The sequence below is a fragment of the Lichenicoccus sp. genome, assembly GCF_965277665.1.
In the GTDB taxonomy this organism is placed as follows: domain Bacteria; phylum Pseudomonadota; class Alphaproteobacteria; order Acetobacterales; family Acetobacteraceae; genus Lichenicoccus.
Genome location: NZ_OZ255835.1, coordinates 1,667,844 through 1,682,673, shown reverse-complemented (window position 1 = coordinate 1,682,673; position 14,830 = coordinate 1,667,844). Strand labels below are relative to the sequence as shown.

Here is a 14,830-nt window from a genome sequence, read left to right as displayed (position 1 = left end):
GCGTCGCAGCTCGATGGAGAGGTGGGAGGCTCGCCTAGTAGCCACGGACGCGGTCCACGATGTCGGACATCGGCAGACCGGCCTCGTGGCGGCGGATGTTCGCAGCGATCGTGGCCACGGCGGACGCCGCATGCGTGGGTGCGGCGACGTGCGGGGAGATGAAGACGCGCGGGTGACGCCAGAACGGGTGCGACAGAGGCAGCGGCTCCTCGCGGAACACGTCGAGCACCGCGGCGCGCAGATGCCCCTTGTCCAGGAGCGCCAGCAGCGCCTCGTCAACGACGTGACGCCCGCGACCGCCATTGATCAGCACGCTGCCGCGGGCCAGGGCGCCAAGCACCTGCTGATCCAGCAGCCCGTCTGTTTCTTCTGTCAGGGGGAGAAGGTTGATCAGGATCTCGGCCCTGGCGACGGCAGGGTGCAGGGCCTCGCGTCCCGCCAGGCAATCCACTCCCGCAAGCTCCTTGGGCGTGCGAGACCAGGCCCTGACCGGGAAGCCCAGGCGTGCGAGCGCCTGTGCGACCGGCGCGCCGAGATGACCTGCTCCAAGCACGGTAACGGGTCGCTCCGAAGACACTCTCTCCGGCATCGGCGCCCAGCGCATTTCGACCTGGCTTGCCCTGTAGTCGAAGAGGTTGCAGTGCCAGGCGAGGGTCTGCGCCAGCACCCATTCCAGCATGCCGGCCGCGAGCGCACCGTCGGCCAGCCGGACGATCGGCACGTCATCTGGAACCGTTCCCGGCTGCAGCAACGCCTCGACGCCCGCGTTGACGCTGAACAAGGCCTCGATGCGACCGAGCGCCGCGAGCGCGCCGGCCGGCGGCTTGCCTGCCAGGGCATAGGTGATCGCACCCCGGGCTGCCGACGGATCCAGCAGGACCTCATGATCGGGGAGTGCCTGCTTCAGGAGCTCGAGCCACTCTGACGCGTTCGCGCGCAGCATGACGATCAGTGTCTTCATGCCGGAAACCCTATCATGCGGGCGTGGCGCGGCAACTTGCACAAAACTCCCCGAGCCATGAGTGCCGGTTCATGACACTCGTCGCTTTGCCCCCGGAGTACGCCTACTCATGCAACCTGACCTTTATCTGCTGTTCATGAGCGTGCGGACGAATATCTTGAGAAGGGTCGGCGACTGCCGCGATGTCCTGGAGCGTGCTGAGCGCCTGCGTCACTGCCGCATGGCCACCATCAACCGATCGATCGGAAAAGGGGCAGCCACAACACACGCCGCCTCTGACGCCCGGCCGCGATGCACCCGGCTGATGGGTGGTGGCTCTAGGGTGGGGCGCCTCAGGAACGCACCGACGCCACCGACAGCGTCGCTGCGATCGGCATCCCCGTTGGACGAGCCAAGTCCCGTCAGCGGCTCCCAGACCGGACCAGCGCAGCGCGTTGTTGTCGCCGGGCGACTCGTGATGGCCCACATGGGACGGCCTGTCGAGGTTCCCTAACATCGACTATTAAAAGCGAGCTGGCCCGAGGATCAGCTTCGGCTCAAGAAGATCTCCTGTGGGGACGGATAAGGGGACAGGGGCAGTGCTAAGCTCTAGTAGACTGATAAGAAAGACTAATATTCGGACACCCTCTCCGCCAAGCGGAGCCCATAAGTTCCTCAAATCGTTTAGAACATTCGTCCCGAAGCAAGACCTGCCCCCGGCTCTACCCGCTTAACTGCGATGTTCTTGGGTCTAAGGGTTGATCGGCGTGAAATTGTCGAAGCCTTCCTCGGAAGCGCACGATCGCGGTGGTTGCGCCGGCTCGGACGAAGCAGGGACGCCGTCCCGGTCGGTGCGAGGTGGCGAAGCTCAAGACGGAGCGCGACAGCCTAAGAAAAGCCGCGGCCTACTTCGCGAGGGGGTCGACATGAAGTTCGGCTTCGTTGCGAAACATCGAGCAGTCCGGGTAGGAGCACATTGTGCCGAACGAGCAGATCACGATCCGAACGCGCGACGGTGAATGCCCCTCGCACGTCGCGACGCCGGCGGGCGAGGGGCCGTGGCCCGCCGTCATCTTCTACATGGACGCAGGCGGCATCCGGCCTGTCGTTACTGAGATGGCGCAGCGGCTTGCGGGCGCCGGCTACGTCGTGCTGCTGCCCGATCTCTTCTACCGTTGTGGCCCGTATGGGCCGCTAGTGCCCAAGGAGGTTTTCGCGGGCGACGTCCGTGCGATCCTCGGGCCGTTGATGGCCACAACCGGCAACGACAAGGCCGCCGAGGATACGGAGGCCTTCCTCGTCTGTCTCGACGCGCGCGGCGACGTCGCTGGCCGCAAGGTCGGCGCGGTGGGCTTCTGCATGGGCGGCGGCATGGCACTTGCCGCGGCGGGAACCTATCCTGATCGCTTCGGGGCGGTCGCTAGCTTCCACGGCGGCAATCTCGCAACCGACGCGCCAGCCAGCCCCCACCTGTTCGCGCCGGAGCTGAAGGCCGAAATCTATGTCGCCGCTGCCGAGAACGACGGCAGCTACCCGACTGAGATGGCGGAGCGATTGGAGAAGGCACTGGCGCAAGCCGGCGTGCGCTACCGGGCGGAGACCTACCCCGCAGCGCACGGCTGGATGAAGCCAGACTTCCCCGTTTACGATCATGCCGCCGCTGAGCGCGGCTGGACCGAGATGCTGGCGCTCTTCGGCCGGACCCTGCACCGAGGTCAATGACCGGCGGCGGGGCTAATCGAGCGTCCGCTCTCGGCTCACGCTCCGTGTCGGTTCGATGATAGCTCCCGGGTCGGAACTGGCGGCCGTGCGCGGTGAGGCAGCCGCCATCCTTTGACGATCGCGTAAATCGCGGGGATGACAAGCAAGGTCAGGATGGTGGACGACACCATGCCGCCCACCATGGGAACGGCGATCCGCCGCATGACCTCGGAGCCGGTGCCGGTGCTCCACAGGATCGGCAGCAACCCGGCCATGATCGCGACGACCGTCATCATCTTCGGCCGCACGCGCTCGACCGCGCCGTGCATGATGGCCTTTTGCAGATCTTCGCGGCTCAAGATCGCACCTTCGAGACGGCGCTTCTTTCGGATCTCGGAAAGCGCGTGGTCCAGGTAGATCAGCATGACCACGCCGGTTTCGGCCGCGACCCCCGCAAGCGCGATGAAGCCGACCGCCACGGCGACGCTCATGTTGTAGCCGAGCAGCCACATCAGCCAGGCGCCGCCGACGAGTGCGAACGGGACGGACAGCATCACGATGAAGGTCTCGGTCAGCCGGCCGAAGTTGAGGAACAGCAGCACCATGATCACCACCAGGGTTGCTGGGACCACCACCCTCAGCTTGGCCTCGGCCCGTTGCAGGTACTCGAACTGGCCACTCCACTCGAGGTGGTAGCCAGGCGGCATCTTCACCTGCCCGGCCACCTTCCGGGCGGCCTCCGCGACATAGCCGCCGAGGTCGCGCCCTTGCAGGTCGATATAGATGTAGGCGACCGGCTGCGCGTTCTCCGTACGGATGCTGGGCGGCCCGGTGGTGATGCGGATGCTGGCGACCTGGCCCAGTGGAACCATGGCGCCACGCATCGCCGGCACCAGGACCTGGCTGGCGATGGCTTCCGGGTCCTCCCGCAGGCCGCGCGGATACCGCACGTTCACGCCATACCGCTCACGTCCCTCGACGGTCGTCGTGACCGTTTCGCCGCCGAGGGCGGTTGCCACCACCTTCTCTATGTCCTGGACCGAAAGCCCGTAGCGGGCAGCCGCTTCGCGGTCCGGCTCGATCTCCACGTAGCGACCACCTTCCAGCCGCTCGGCGAACGCGCTCGTGGTGCCGGGCACGTCGCGGACGACGCGCTCGACCTCGGTTCCCAGGCGCTCCAGCACGTGCAGGTCCGGCCCGAAGACCTTCACCCCGACGGGCGTCCGGATGCCGGTCGAGAGCATGTCGATGCGGGCCTTGATCGGCATGGTCCAGGCGTTGCTGACACCGGGCAGCTGCAAGGCGGCATTCATCTCCGCGATGAGCTGGTCGAGCGTCTTGCCGGCGGGCCACTCGAAGGGCGGCTTCAGGTTGACCACGGTTTCGCTCATCTCGACCGGCGCCGGGTCGGTCGCGGTCATCGCGCGGCCCGCCTTGCCGAAGACTGATTGGACCTCCGGAAACGACTTGATGATGCGGTCCTGCGTTTGCAGCAGCTCGGCCGCCTTGGTCACCGAGAGCCCCGGCAGCGTCACCGGCATGAACAGGAGCGTGCCCTCGTTGAGGCTTGGCATGAACTCGCTGCCGAGCTGCATCGCCGGCCAGGCCGTGGCACCCAGGATCGCGATCGCGGCGACCACGGCCAGGACCGGCACACGCAGGACGAGGCGGATCAGCGGGCGGTAGAGCCAGATCAGCGCGCGGTTGATCGGGTTCTTCGCCTCGGGGACGATGCGCCCCCGCACGAAGAACAGCATCAGCACCGGCACCAGCGTGATCGACAGCAGGGCACCGCCGGCCATCGCGAAGGTCTTGGTGTAGGCCAGTGGCTTGAACAGGCGTCCTTCCTGGTCCTCCAGCGCGAACACCGGCAGAAAGGCGGCGACGATCACCAGCAGGCTGAAGAACAGTGACGGGCCGACCTCCTTGGCGGCGGCGATCAGCGCCGGGCCGCGCGGCTCGCCCGGCTGGAGACGCTCGACATGCTTGTGGGCGTTCTCGATCATGACGATCGCCGCATCCACCATTGCGCCGAGGGCGATGGCGATGCCGCCCAGGCTCATGATGTTGGAGCCGATGCCGAGCGCGTGCATGCCGGCGAACGCGATCAGGATGCCGATCGGCAGCGTCAGGATCGCCACCAGGGCGCTGCGGACGTGCAGCAGGAAGATGATGCACACGGCGGCGACGATCAGGCTTTCCTCGAGCAGGGTGTGCTTGAGAGTAGAGATAGCGCTGTCGATCAGCTGCGAGCGGTCGTACACCGGTTCGATCGACACGCCTTCGGGCAGACCCGGCGTGATCTCCGCCACGCGGGCCTTGATGTTGTCGATCGTGGTCAGCGCGTCCGCGCCGTCCCGCTTCAAGGCAATGCCGCCGACCACCTCCCCCGTGCCGTTCATCTCGGCGATGCCGCGGCGTTCGTCCGGGCCGAGTTCGATGCGCGCCACGTCCCGCAGCAGCACCGGCGTGCCGGAGCCGTTCGGATCGGCCGTCAGCACGACCGCCTCGAGATCCTTCATGTTCCGCAGGTAGCCGCGACCGCGGACCATGTACTCGGTCTCGCTCATCTCGATCGTCCGGCCGCCGACATCGTTATTGCTAGCGCGGATCGCGTCCGAGACGCGGTCCAGGGGGATGCCGAAGGCCTGCAGCTTCCGGGGATCGACGACGACCTGGTACTGCCTCTCGAAGCCGCCGACGCTGGCCACCTCGGCCACGCCCTTGGCCGTCACCAGGCCGTAGCGCACGATCCAGTCCTGGATGCTGCGCAGCTCGGCCAGCGTCCGGTTCGCGCCAAGGACCACATACTCGTAGACCCAGCCAACGCCGCTCGCGTCCGGCCCCAAAGTGGGCGTGATGCCCGCAGGCAGGCGTTTGGCCGCGAAGTTGAGGTATTCCAGCACGCGCGAGCGCGCCCAGTAGAGGTCGGTGCCGTCATCGAACACGACATAGACGAACGACACGCCGAAATTCGAGAAGCCGCGCACGACCTTGGCGTGCGGCACGGCGAGCAAGGCCGTGGTCAGGGGATAGGTGACCTGGTCCTCGACCACTTGCGGGGCCTGCCCTGGCACCTCGGTATAGACGATGACCTGGGTGTCGGAGAGGTCCGGCAGGGCGTCAAGCGGCGTGTTGGCGACCGACCACACGCCGATGCCCACCATCATCAGGGTGGCCAGCAGCACCAGCGTCTTGTTGCGAGCACACAGCTCGATCAGACGGCCGATCATCGCTTGGCTCCCGGCTGATCGGCCTGCGGTTTGTCGCCGCTCCCGAACCCTTGCAGGGCCGCACGCAGATTGCTTTCAGCGTCGATCAGGAAATTGGCGCCGACCACGACGCGGTCGCCCGGCTTGATGCCGTCCGTCACCTGCACCCAGCCATTGCCAAGCACGCCCAGAGCGACGGTTCGGGGCTGGAAGCGGCCTTCCCCGGCCGCGACCAACACGACCTGCCGCGTGCCGCTGTCCAGGACGGCGGAGTCCGGCACCGCCAGCACAGGCGCGCCGGCGGGGGCGGCCGCGATCTGCACGCTCGCGAACATCGCGGCGCGCAAGACGCCGTCTGGATTGGGCAGCACGATGCGCACGCGGGCCGTACGCGTGTCGGCCGATAGCGACGGATAGACGAACTCCACCCGGCCCTCGAAGCTCCGGCCGGGAAACGCGACGAAGCTGGCGCGGGCCATCTGCCCGGGCATGATCGCGCCGAGGTCCTGCTCCTGCACCTGGGCAATCAGCCACAGGCTGGACAGGTCCGCCGTCCTGTAGAGCGCCTCTCCGGCATCGACCCGCATGCCTTCCTGCACCGGCTTGTCGATCACGACGCCATCGACCTGGGCCACGACCGGGATGCGCCGAACAGACCGGCTGGACCGGCGCAAACGCGCGATTTCGTCATCAGGAATGTTCAGCGCGCGCAGGCGCTGGAGCGAGGCGGAGCCGATCGCGCCGCCCATGCGGGCGGCGATCAGGTACTCCTCTTCCGAGGCGACCATGTCGGGTGAATAGATTTCGGCCAGCACCTGACCGCGCTTGACCGGGTCGCCGTTCGCCGCCACGGCCAGGTGCTCGATCCAGCCCGGCACCCGCGTCGTGACCGTCGCCAGCCGCCGCTCGTCGAACTGGAGCATACCGATCGCCCGAACATCGCGGCCGGCAGGCGGCCGCATTTCCGCCGCCTCGGTCCGCACGCCGAGCGTCTGCAGGCGGCCCGGCGTGATCCGGACGGTGCCGGGGGGGCCGTCCTGGCTTCCCTCGTCGGCATAGACCGGGATGTAGGCCATCCCCATGCTGTCGTTCCTGGGCCTGGGCGAGGTGTCCGGCAGACCCATCGGGTTGCGGTAGTAGAGGATGCGATGATCGCCGCCCGGTGGCTTTGCCGCCGCGGCCTGTGAGGCGGCATCATCGAAGACCGGCTGATAGTCCCGCCCATCCGAGGTCTTCTCGGGGCCGCCCGCATAGAACGGCTTGCCATCGGGGTCCTGGTAGAACAGAGGCCGGCGAGGCTGATCGTCAGCTCGGGCGAGGCCGACGGCAGCGGCGCCAGCCAAAGCCGACGCGAGCAGAAGATACCGCATCACAGGTCTCCGCCGATCAGGCGCTCGATCGCGGCAAGCTCGACCTGTTCGTCGAGCTGTGCCTGGAGCACGCGGAGTTCGACGTCGTGCGTCTGGTGGTCGGCAGTGATCGCGCCAGTCAGATCTCCCCGTCCCTGGCTGTAATTGGCCAGCACCGTCTGGAAGGCCGCGCGTGCCTGCGGCACCGCCTCCCGCTTCAACAGCGCCTCCGTCGCCCGCGCGGCCCGGAACCTGGCGAGGCTCTCGGCCAAGGCGCCCTCGATCTCGAGCCGGGTCGCGTCATAGCGTTGCTCGGAGGCGCCGAGCTGCGCTGCCGCCTCACGCTGACCGGCTGCCTCCCGCCCCCAGGGAAGGGGAATGTTCAGGCCGACCGTGGCGGCAAAGCCGACAGGGCGGTTGTTGGTCGGGACGAGCGGTCCCGCCCCGACGGTCACGTCCGGGTACCAGGCCTTGTCCGCCAGGGTGCTGCGCGTGCGCGCCGCTTCGATGGTGGCGGTGCTGGCGGCCAGCGTCGGATTGGCCGCTTGGGCACGCTCCACCAGCATCTCCAGGGCGGGTTCCGCGGCCGGGATCGGCCTTGCGCGGGTGGGTTCGGCGAGGGGCGCGCTTGCGGGACGGCCGACCAGCACGTTGAGGCGATCGCGGGCGGCTTCATATGCGCCCGCAAGCCTGACTTCCTCGGTCTTGGCCGTCGTCTCCTCGCCGAGAGCCTGGATGACGGCAACCTGGTCGCCGCCGCCCTGCCCATAGCGGGCCGATGCGGCAGCCCGCATCCGGCGCGCCAACCCGGCAACCTCCCGGTTCACCGCCAGGTCGCGCGCGGTCAGGTCGTATTGCGCGTAGGCGACCTTGATCTTCTCATCCAGCTCATCCTGCGCCGCACGTTCCCGGCCGCGGCTGGCCTCCACGTCCGCAAGCGCCGCCGCCCGGCGCAGGCTGCGCTTGCCCCAGAGCGGGAACGCCTGGGTCAGCATCACCGTGTGGGCGCTGAAGACGTTCGGGTCCTTGTAGGTGGTGTAGCTGTCGGTGATGGTCGGATCATCGAGCGCGCCGGCGCCTCCGGCCCGGGCGGAGGCCGCTTCTGTATCCAGGGCGACGGCCCGCAACGCCGGACTGAGGCTTCGCCCGGCCGCCAACAGGCCATCAACGGTCGCGCCCAGGGGGGCGGCTGTATGCGCCCGGGTCTGCGCATGAACTGGGGCGTGCGTAGCGAGGCCGAGAGCCAGCACGCCGCCAGCTCGCAGACGCACCCAACGGGCGGTCACGTCACTTCACCAGGTCGGCGGTAATCGTGCCCCGAACCGTCTCCGGTTCGCCTTGCACCTTGGCCGCCAGATGCAGCGCCCAGGTGCCGGTCATGCCCGGCTCGACCTCGAAGCCGTAAACCCCGGCCTTCGCCGGCATCGCCTGCACGGGGGCCGTCATCGTCGGCATCCCCATCGGCCCCATGTCGGCAGCGCTTTCGAAGATCACCGCATCGGGTACGGGCTTGCTGTCGGGAGCGTGGACGAGGCGGACCTGCACGATGTCGCGGCTGGCCTTGGCTTGCGGTTTGCCGACCAGCTCGAAACGATAGTCATCGGCCTTGGCGAAGGCCGGCAGGGTGTTGAGCGCGCAAGCGCAGACGAGCGCCGCGGCGCTCGCGAAAAGACGTGTACAAGTCATCGAAAATACCCTTCGTGACCCGCTGATGCACGCAACATGCATCGCGGGCAGTGAACAACCTGTTTCGACTGGGCGCACCTCGGGTGCGCGCCGGTTGAACTCAGACTGTTCGGGGCGGAAGGGGCTCGGGTTCGCGCACGAAGTCGGCCAGCTTGGACCAGGCCGACCAGTAATCGACGTCGCTGCCGCGTACAGCGATGTCGAGGCTCACCGCCCGCGCAGGCAAGGCGGCATCGGTGACACAGCCCATTTGCTTGATGCAGTCTGGCGTCATGCCCTTGCATGGCGGCATGGGCTTCTCGTTCGGCATCCCAGCATGCGACATCGTCTTGTCGCAGGGCATGCCTGCCATCGCCATCGGCGCGGCATACGCCGCCGAGCGCACGAGCTGGGACGACGTGCCGCCGATGAAGGCGAACGCGATCAGCACGAGCAGAAGCTGGCGCAGTCTGTGGACCATGGAGTTGATAGATAGCATCGTAGCGGCTTGCGGCAAAGGTGGCTCAGAGGCTGTTTGCAAACGCCTGCTGCTGGCGATCCCCCTCTTTCAAAGGTGGGCGGCCTGACCGCGCTGAACATTTCCTGCACGGCCATCTACGGCCCGTAAGTGCGCGGCAGCGCGCCGCCGGCTGGCGTTCGGTAGCGGGACCGGCATGATGTACGGTCTGACCCTTCGGAGCCACCGATGCCGCGCCACCTCATCTTGACCGCCGGCCTGCTCGCCGGCCTCACATGCCGTGCTGCCTACGCCGTGCCCCTGGTTCCAGGTCAGGACTTCCAGCGCGAGCAGGGCGAGTACAAATCAGCCATCGATGGCCAGGTCGGCGGCTGGACCGCCGGCCGGCTTCTGGATGACCAGGGTCGGACCATGCTCTGCGTGGCGACGGATGACCGCCAGCGCCTCACTCTCACCGCGAACAGGAGCGCTCTGCAGCTTCGTATCGACGATCCGTCGTGGTCACTTGCGCCGGGCGTTATCTATCCGATGACCCTGAAGGTCGGCCCGCTGGCGCAGAGCTTCGAGATGGAGACGGATGGAGCGACCACGCTGCGAGCCGATCAGATCGAGCCCACGGACCTGATCGCGCTGCTGGACGCCATGGGCAAGGCGTCGCGCGTCAATCTCGACCAAAGCGGCGCGTCAGAGCGAATGATCGCGCTCGCCGGCAGCACGAAGGTCCTGAGCCTGTTCCGGGCCTGCGCAACCAGGGCCGGCTTCGCCAATCTGGCCGAGTAGCTGGTCACCGCGATCGAGGCGCCCGGCGCGGCGGGCAACGATCCGCTCGAGCGGCAGAAGGCGGGTATCGAGGCAGCAAAAGCGCGGGCTCGGCAGGATGCCGTCAGGACAGTGACGCTCAGGTCGGTTGCGGAAGGCGACCTGAGGGCCTACGGGCCGGCTGGCGAAACGCTAAGCTTTCAGGCCAATGGACGGCGACCCTTGACACCTATGTCCATCCGCACCTTGGCGACTTGCCGGTTTCGAAGGTGACCACCGGTTAATCGGCTCTGTCAGAGCCGATCTTGCTCTAGCAGGATGCCGAGAAACCGACGCCGGGGATCTGCCCTGGTCCCGCTGTGGCCCCACACCCCGATTCTTTAAAGTCAAAGATTTCAAAGGCGAGCCTTTGATGGGGTCCAGGGGCGAAGCCCTTGGCCTGCTTTGGTTTCATAGCGACTGCATCGTTCTCGGGTTTTTCAGCACCCTGCTAGGCGAAGTTCGGTGAGACGATCGAACAGATGCAGCCGGTCAGGGCGGAACATGATCTGCATGGACTCGGACAGCTCGGGAGCCTGGCTTTCGTCGACCAGCATGGAGATTTCCTGGTCGCCGACCTTGATCTGGACCAGCGTCTCGGGGCCCATCGTCTCAGACAGAACGAAGCGAGCGCAGATCCCGTCAGCGGACAAAGGATCTGCGATACGAACATCGCGCGGCCGTATGCCGAGAAGCACCTCCTGGTCGGGTCTCAAGCCTGCATGCGGCCGTTGCGGCAGCCGGACCACAAAGCCATCACCTTCCAGGCGAACCCGGGCACCGTCGTTCACGACACGCACCGGAAGGAGATTGATCGCAGGCGACCCGATGAAGCGTGACACAAAGACGCTGCGCGGCTCGTTATAGACCTGCGTCGGTGATCCGACCTGCTCTACGCGGCCGTCCTTCATCACCACGACCTTGTCGGCAAGCGTCATCGCCTCCAGCTGGTCATGTGTCACGAAGACTGTCGTGGTCTTGATGAGCTTGTGCAGCTTCTTGATTTCGATCCTGAGCTGATCGCGGAGCTTCGCATCCAGGTTGGACAACGGCTCGTCGAACAGGAACACCTTCGGTGTCTTGACGAGCGCGCGGCCCATTGCAACGCGTTGCTGCTGGCCGCCGGAGAGCTGCTTCGGCAGGCGGGCAAGCAGCGGATCAAGCCCGAGCATCGAAGCCGCCCGGGTTATGCGGCGATCGATTTCCTCGCGAGCCAGGCCCAGGCGACGCAGCCCGAACGCCATGTTGTTGTAGATGGTCATATGGGGGTACAGGGCGTAGTTCTGGAACACCATGGCGATGTCCCGATCCCGCGCCGGCCTGTCGTTCATGGGCGCGCCGTCGATGTAGAGCGTGCCGCTCGTGATGTCCTCCAGGCCGGCGATCATGCGCAGCAAGGTCGACTTTCCGCATCCGGATGGTCCCAGCAGCGCGACGAACTCGCCCTTGCCGACCGTCAGGTCAAACTCATGCAGGACCTCGACCGAGCCATAGCTCTTGGAAAAGCGCTCAAGGACTATTTCCGCCATGACAGTCTTTCGTTCGGAGTGCTGGAGCATGATCCGCTCATCGTTTGCAGGCTGCTCTAGAGCGCGGTCCTCGGCTGGAAGAACCGGTTCAGGAAGCGTGTCAGAAGCCCGATGAACAGCAGGGGCGGCAGGCACAGCAGAATGGCCGAGGCGTTGATCACGCCCCACGGGACCTCCATGCCAAGCGTGCTGAAACTCGACGCCACGACGGGAAGAGTGACGTTCTGCGCCGTCAGGACCAGGGCTATGAGAAGTTCGTTCCAGATCACCACGAAGGTGAACAGCACGCCGCCGATCAGCGACGGGGAAGCTATTGGCAGGGCGATCTTCCAGAACACGGCAAACGGTCCATAGCCATCCAGCTCGGCCGCCTCCTCGGTCTCGCGTGGCACATTCTCGAAAGCCGGGATCGACATCCAGACAATGGTGGAGATCGTCACCAGGCTGTAGGTGAGGATCAGCGCCAGATGGGTGTCGTTGAGCCCGAGGCCGAGATAGATGGCCATGAACGGGATCGCGATCGCGACCGGCGGCATGAAGCGGATCGAAAGGACATAGAACAGCAATTCGTTCTTCGCACGTCCCGAGAGGCGCGCAAGCGCGTAGGCTGCCGGCCAGCCGAGGAGCGTGCCGATCGCGACCGAGCCGCCCACGGCAATGATACTGTTCAGGATTCCCATCTGCACGGCTGGTGTCGCGATGACGTCCAGGTAGTTCTGCAGCGTTGGCCGGAACAGCAGCACCGGCACCGGCGAGACGATGTCCTTGAGCGACTTGAAGGAGCTCAGGAACGCCCAGGCAACCGGAAAGAGTGCCACGATGAACAGCGGTATCGCGACCAGCAGGATCTCCGCGCGCGTTCGCTTCAGCTCCATCGACGTGTCCTCTTCCAGACGATGGAAAAGATGATCGTCGTCACGATCGTCAGCAACACGCTCATCGCCGCCGCGTAGGAGAGCCGCCCCGATATACCGATGCCGACCTGGTAGGCATACAGATCGAGGGTCTCTGTCGCGACGCCAGGACCGCCGGCAGTCATGGTGTAGATCAGGTCGAACGACCTCAGGCTCTCCACGCCCTTTACGAAGAGCATCGTGATGATCGTGCCACGCAGGGCCGGCAGGCTGATAAACCAGTGTATCTGCCAGACCGAGGCATGGTCGAGATAGGCTGCCTCGATGGGGCTGCGCGGCAGCGTCTGAAGAGACTTCAGCACGATGACGGCGAAGAACAGACCCCATTGCCAGACATCCACCGCCGCTACCGCGTAGAGCGCCACGTGGGGCTCCGACAGGAAGGCCACCGGGCGCATCCCGAGCAGGCTCATCGGGTAGTTCATGATCCCCATGAGCGGCGAATACATGAATCGCCAGATCAGGCCGGCCGAGATGCGCGGCAACAGGATCGGCAGCAGGAAGGCGACGCTGAGCGCATCGCGCGCGCGTCCGCGCACCCGCTCATACAAGGCGATCCCGGCCAGGACCGCCACGAGCATGGTCCCGGCCACCGTGATCAGCTCCCAAAGCAGCGTGATCTCGAGCGCGTTCCACAGGCGCCGGTCGCCCCACATCCGTACGAAGTTCGCGAACCCGACCCAGTGGCTGGTCGGGCGCTCGAGGGACATGTTCCGCAAGGACAGGACCAGCGCCCCGACCGTCGGCGGGATCGACAGCAGGGCCAGAACCATGAAAGCCGGGGAGGCCGCCAGCAAGGCAAAGCGCCGCTGCTGGAGGTAGCGGTGCCGGCGCCCGACCATGGCCCCAGGGGCGCGTGTCACCTCGGGTGGGGATGCAGAATTCATCCCGATGGCCGCCGGTCGACCAGGCTGGCGTTCATCGCCGTAATCTCCTACGGGCTGGTCAGCTCCGTGAGGTCCTGCGCGGTTCCGTCGAGCGTCTGCTTGATGTCGGTCTGCTGGCCGGTGAAGACCCCCTCCAGTGCCAGGCCGAGCTCATCGCCGAAGCGTGGCCAGTTCGGGCTGTTCCAGATCAGCAGGGATGTCGTGGGCGCCGTCTTCAACAGGGCCTGGACGTATTCAGGGTTGACCTTTGCGCGGTATTCGGCGCTGTCAAGCGTGCTCTTGCGCCCGTAGTCGCTCAGGATCCCCGCCTTGATGCGCCCCATCTCGTTCTTCCGCCCGGTGGCCCAGGCAATGAAGGCGCCCGAGACGATCTTCGAGCATTCGGTCGGGTTGCCCTTGGCGGCAATCGCCAGGCCGTGGGCGAAGCCTGCGGACGGCAGGGGTGCAGGTGGCGGTGCGTAGCCGACCTTCCCGACGATGCTCGACTTCTGGGGGTCTTCCGCCCACGGCCCGAAAACGTCGCTCTCGATGATCATCGCCACGCGTCCCGAACGGAAGCCCTCGATCACCTCGCTCCAGGTGTTCGTCGCCGACCCGGGTGGCGTGTACTTCATCAGTTCCATGTAGGTCTGGGTCGCCCTGACGCCGGCCTTGGAGTTGAAGGCCGGCTTTCCGTCAACCACCCACTGGCCGCCATCGGCGCGGAAGAACGGCGTCCAGCGCCAGACATTCATGCCGGATCCGCGTCGTCCGCGCAGAGAGGTTCCATAGATGCCCTTGCCCGGGTCGTTCAGCAACGCAACGTCCTTGACGTACTCGTCCAGGTTTGTCGGCGGCTGCATGCCCTTGGCCGCGAGGATGTCCTTGCGATACATCATTACGTCGCCGCCTCCCTCGAACGGCGCGAAATAGGGCTTGCCGTCGAAGGTTGCAACCGAGCGCCGGCCTGCCAGGAAGTCATCCCAGTCCCAGCCTTTCGGCATGACGCTATTGTCGAGCGGCAGGATCCATTTGTTGGTTGCGAATTCTGCCACATTGGCCTCGTCGACGACATAGACCTGATAGGCGCCGCTGCCCTGCGACGCATCCAGCCGTGACTTGGACCGGCGGTCGTTCTCGCCGAAGTTCTGGAAGCTGACGCTGGTTTGCCACTGCTTCTCGAACTCGCCGCGGACGCTGTTCATGTAGTTGGTCGAGGGGATCGGCTCCGACAAAACATGGATCGCCGGAACCTTGCCGACGCAGGTGTCGCCGTCGGCGTAGGCGGGGTGCGTTCCGGCCACCAGCGCCGCACCTGCGCCGGCAAGTATCAGAGACAGCAGGCTCTCGGCAGTTCTTGTTTTCATTTCGAATATCC

Annotated in this window: 12 protein-coding genes and 1 pseudogene; 3 read left to right on the top strand and 10 right to left on the bottom strand. The window is 66.1% G+C overall.

Features of this window, described 5'->3' with window-relative positions; translation table 11 throughout:
- Positions 1–34: 34 nt before the first annotated feature.
- Positions 35–961: a 2-hydroxyacid dehydrogenase gene (locus ACQY4O_RS07680; protein WP_428375597.1), complete on the bottom strand. Its 927-nt coding sequence runs from the start codon at positions 959–961 to the stop codon at positions 35–37.
- 828 nt (positions 962–1,789) lie between these two features.
- Between ACQY4O_RS07680 and ACQY4O_RS07675 the strand changes: the two are divergent.
- Both ACQY4O_RS07675 and ACQY4O_RS07670 read left to right on the top strand, forming a co-directional pair.
- A pseudogene (locus tag ACQY4O_RS07675) lies at positions 1,790–1,902 on the top strand (IS3 family transposase); the annotation flags it as partial.
- 16 nt (positions 1,903–1,918) lie between these two features.
- Positions 1,919–2,662: a dienelactone hydrolase family protein gene (locus ACQY4O_RS07670; RefSeq protein WP_428375596.1), complete on the top strand. Its 744-nt coding sequence runs from the start codon at positions 1,919–1,921 to the stop codon at positions 2,660–2,662.
- 35 nt (positions 2,663–2,697) lie between these two features.
- Here the strand turns inward: ACQY4O_RS07670 and ACQY4O_RS07665 are convergent, their stop codons facing one another.
- The 5 genes from ACQY4O_RS07665 to ACQY4O_RS07645 all read right to left on the bottom strand — a co-directional run bounded on the left by ACQY4O_RS07665 (position 2,698) and on the right by ACQY4O_RS07645 (position 9,348).
- A complete protein-coding gene (locus ACQY4O_RS07665; RefSeq protein WP_428375595.1) occupies positions 2,698–5,874 on the bottom strand; it encodes an efflux RND transporter permease subunit in 3,177 nt (1,058 codons plus the stop codon).
- The gene (locus ACQY4O_RS07660) at positions 5,871–7,196 is read right to left on the bottom strand and encodes an efflux RND transporter periplasmic adaptor subunit (RefSeq protein ID WP_428375594.1); all 1,326 of its coding nucleotides are present in this window, start codon (positions 7,194–7,196) and stop codon (positions 5,871–5,873) included. The genes ACQY4O_RS07665 and ACQY4O_RS07660 overlap by 4 nt, the downstream gene beginning before the upstream one ends.
- A gap of 26 nt (positions 7,197–7,222) precedes the next feature.
- Entirely contained in the window at positions 7,223–8,452 is a 1,230-nt protein-coding gene (locus ACQY4O_RS07655) for a TolC family protein (protein WP_428378137.1), read from the bottom strand.
- Between the two features lie 37 nt (positions 8,453–8,489).
- Positions 8,490–8,888, bottom strand: coding sequence for a FixH family protein (locus ACQY4O_RS07650; protein WP_428375593.1), 399 nt, complete (start codon positions 8,886–8,888; stop codon positions 8,490–8,492).
- 100 nt (positions 8,889–8,988) lie between these two features.
- Positions 8,989–9,348 (bottom strand): hypothetical protein, encoded by a 360-nt coding sequence (locus ACQY4O_RS07645; RefSeq protein ID WP_428375592.1) that lies wholly within the window; start codon positions 9,346–9,348, stop codon positions 8,989–8,991.
- Between the two features lie 225 nt (positions 9,349–9,573).
- On the opposite strand from ACQY4O_RS07645, the gene ACQY4O_RS07640 reads away from it, so the two are divergent.
- Positions 9,574–10,125 carry a hypothetical protein gene (locus ACQY4O_RS07640; protein ID WP_428375591.1) on the top strand — a complete coding sequence of 184 codons (552 nt, stop codon included), beginning with the start codon at positions 9,574–9,576 and terminating at the stop codon, positions 10,123–10,125.
- A gap of 458 nt (positions 10,126–10,583) precedes the next feature.
- Here ACQY4O_RS07640 and ACQY4O_RS07635 read toward each other — a convergent pair whose 3' ends face one another.
- Genes ACQY4O_RS07635 through ACQY4O_RS07620 form a run of 4 tightly spaced genes read right to left on the bottom strand, consistent with a single transcriptional unit; the run spans position 10,584 to position 14,756 of the window.
- The gene (locus ACQY4O_RS07635) at positions 10,584–11,702 is read right to left on the bottom strand and encodes an ABC transporter ATP-binding protein (RefSeq protein ID WP_428375590.1); all 1,119 of its coding nucleotides are present in this window, start codon (positions 11,700–11,702) and stop codon (positions 10,584–10,586) included.
- Between the two features lie 26 nt (positions 11,703–11,728).
- Positions 11,729–12,547: a carbohydrate ABC transporter permease gene (locus tag ACQY4O_RS07630; RefSeq protein ID WP_428375589.1), complete on the bottom strand. Its 819-nt coding sequence runs from the start codon at positions 12,545–12,547 to the stop codon at positions 11,729–11,731.
- On the bottom strand, positions 12,538–13,473 hold the full coding sequence (locus ACQY4O_RS07625; protein ID WP_428375588.1) for a carbohydrate ABC transporter permease: 936 nt from the start codon (positions 13,471–13,473) through the stop codon (positions 12,538–12,540). Before ACQY4O_RS07625 ends, ACQY4O_RS07630 begins: the two co-directional genes overlap by 10 nt.
- A 47-nt stretch (positions 13,474–13,520) precedes the next feature.
- Positions 13,521–14,756, bottom strand: a complete 1,236-nt coding sequence (locus tag ACQY4O_RS07620; protein WP_428375587.1) for an extracellular solute-binding protein — start codon at positions 14,754–14,756, stop codon at positions 13,521–13,523.
- Positions 14,757–14,830 lie beyond the last annotated feature (74 nt).

Bases quoted from the DNA above. Each gene is read 5' to 3' on its own strand.
- ACQY4O_RS07625 (WP_428375588.1), bottom strand. From the start codon at position 13,473: ATGAATTCTGCATCCCCACCCGAGGTGACACGCGCCCCTGGGGCCATG.
- ACQY4O_RS07665 (WP_428375595.1), bottom strand. From the start codon at position 5,874: ATGATCGGCCGTCTGATCGAGCTGTGTGCTCGCAACAAGACGCTGGTG.
- ACQY4O_RS07650 (WP_428375593.1), bottom strand. From the start codon at position 8,888: ATGACTTGTACACGTCTTTTCGCGAGCGCCGCGGCGCTCGTCTGCGCT.
- ACQY4O_RS07640 (WP_428375591.1), top strand. From the start codon at position 9,574: ATGCCGCGCCACCTCATCTTGACCGCCGGCCTGCTCGCCGGCCTCACA.
- ACQY4O_RS07630 (WP_428375589.1), bottom strand. From the start codon at position 12,547: ATGGAGCTGAAGCGAACGCGCGCGGAGATCCTGCTGGTCGCGATACCG.
- ACQY4O_RS07680 (WP_428375597.1), bottom strand. From the start codon at position 961: ATGAAGACACTGATCGTCATGCTGCGCGCGAACGCGTCAGAGTGGCTC.
- ACQY4O_RS07635 (WP_428375590.1), bottom strand. From the start codon at position 11,702: ATGCTCCAGCACTCCGAACGAAAGACTGTCATGGCGGAAATAGTCCTT.
- ACQY4O_RS07645 (WP_428375592.1), bottom strand. From the start codon at position 9,348: ATGGTCCACAGACTGCGCCAGCTTCTGCTCGTGCTGATCGCGTTCGCC.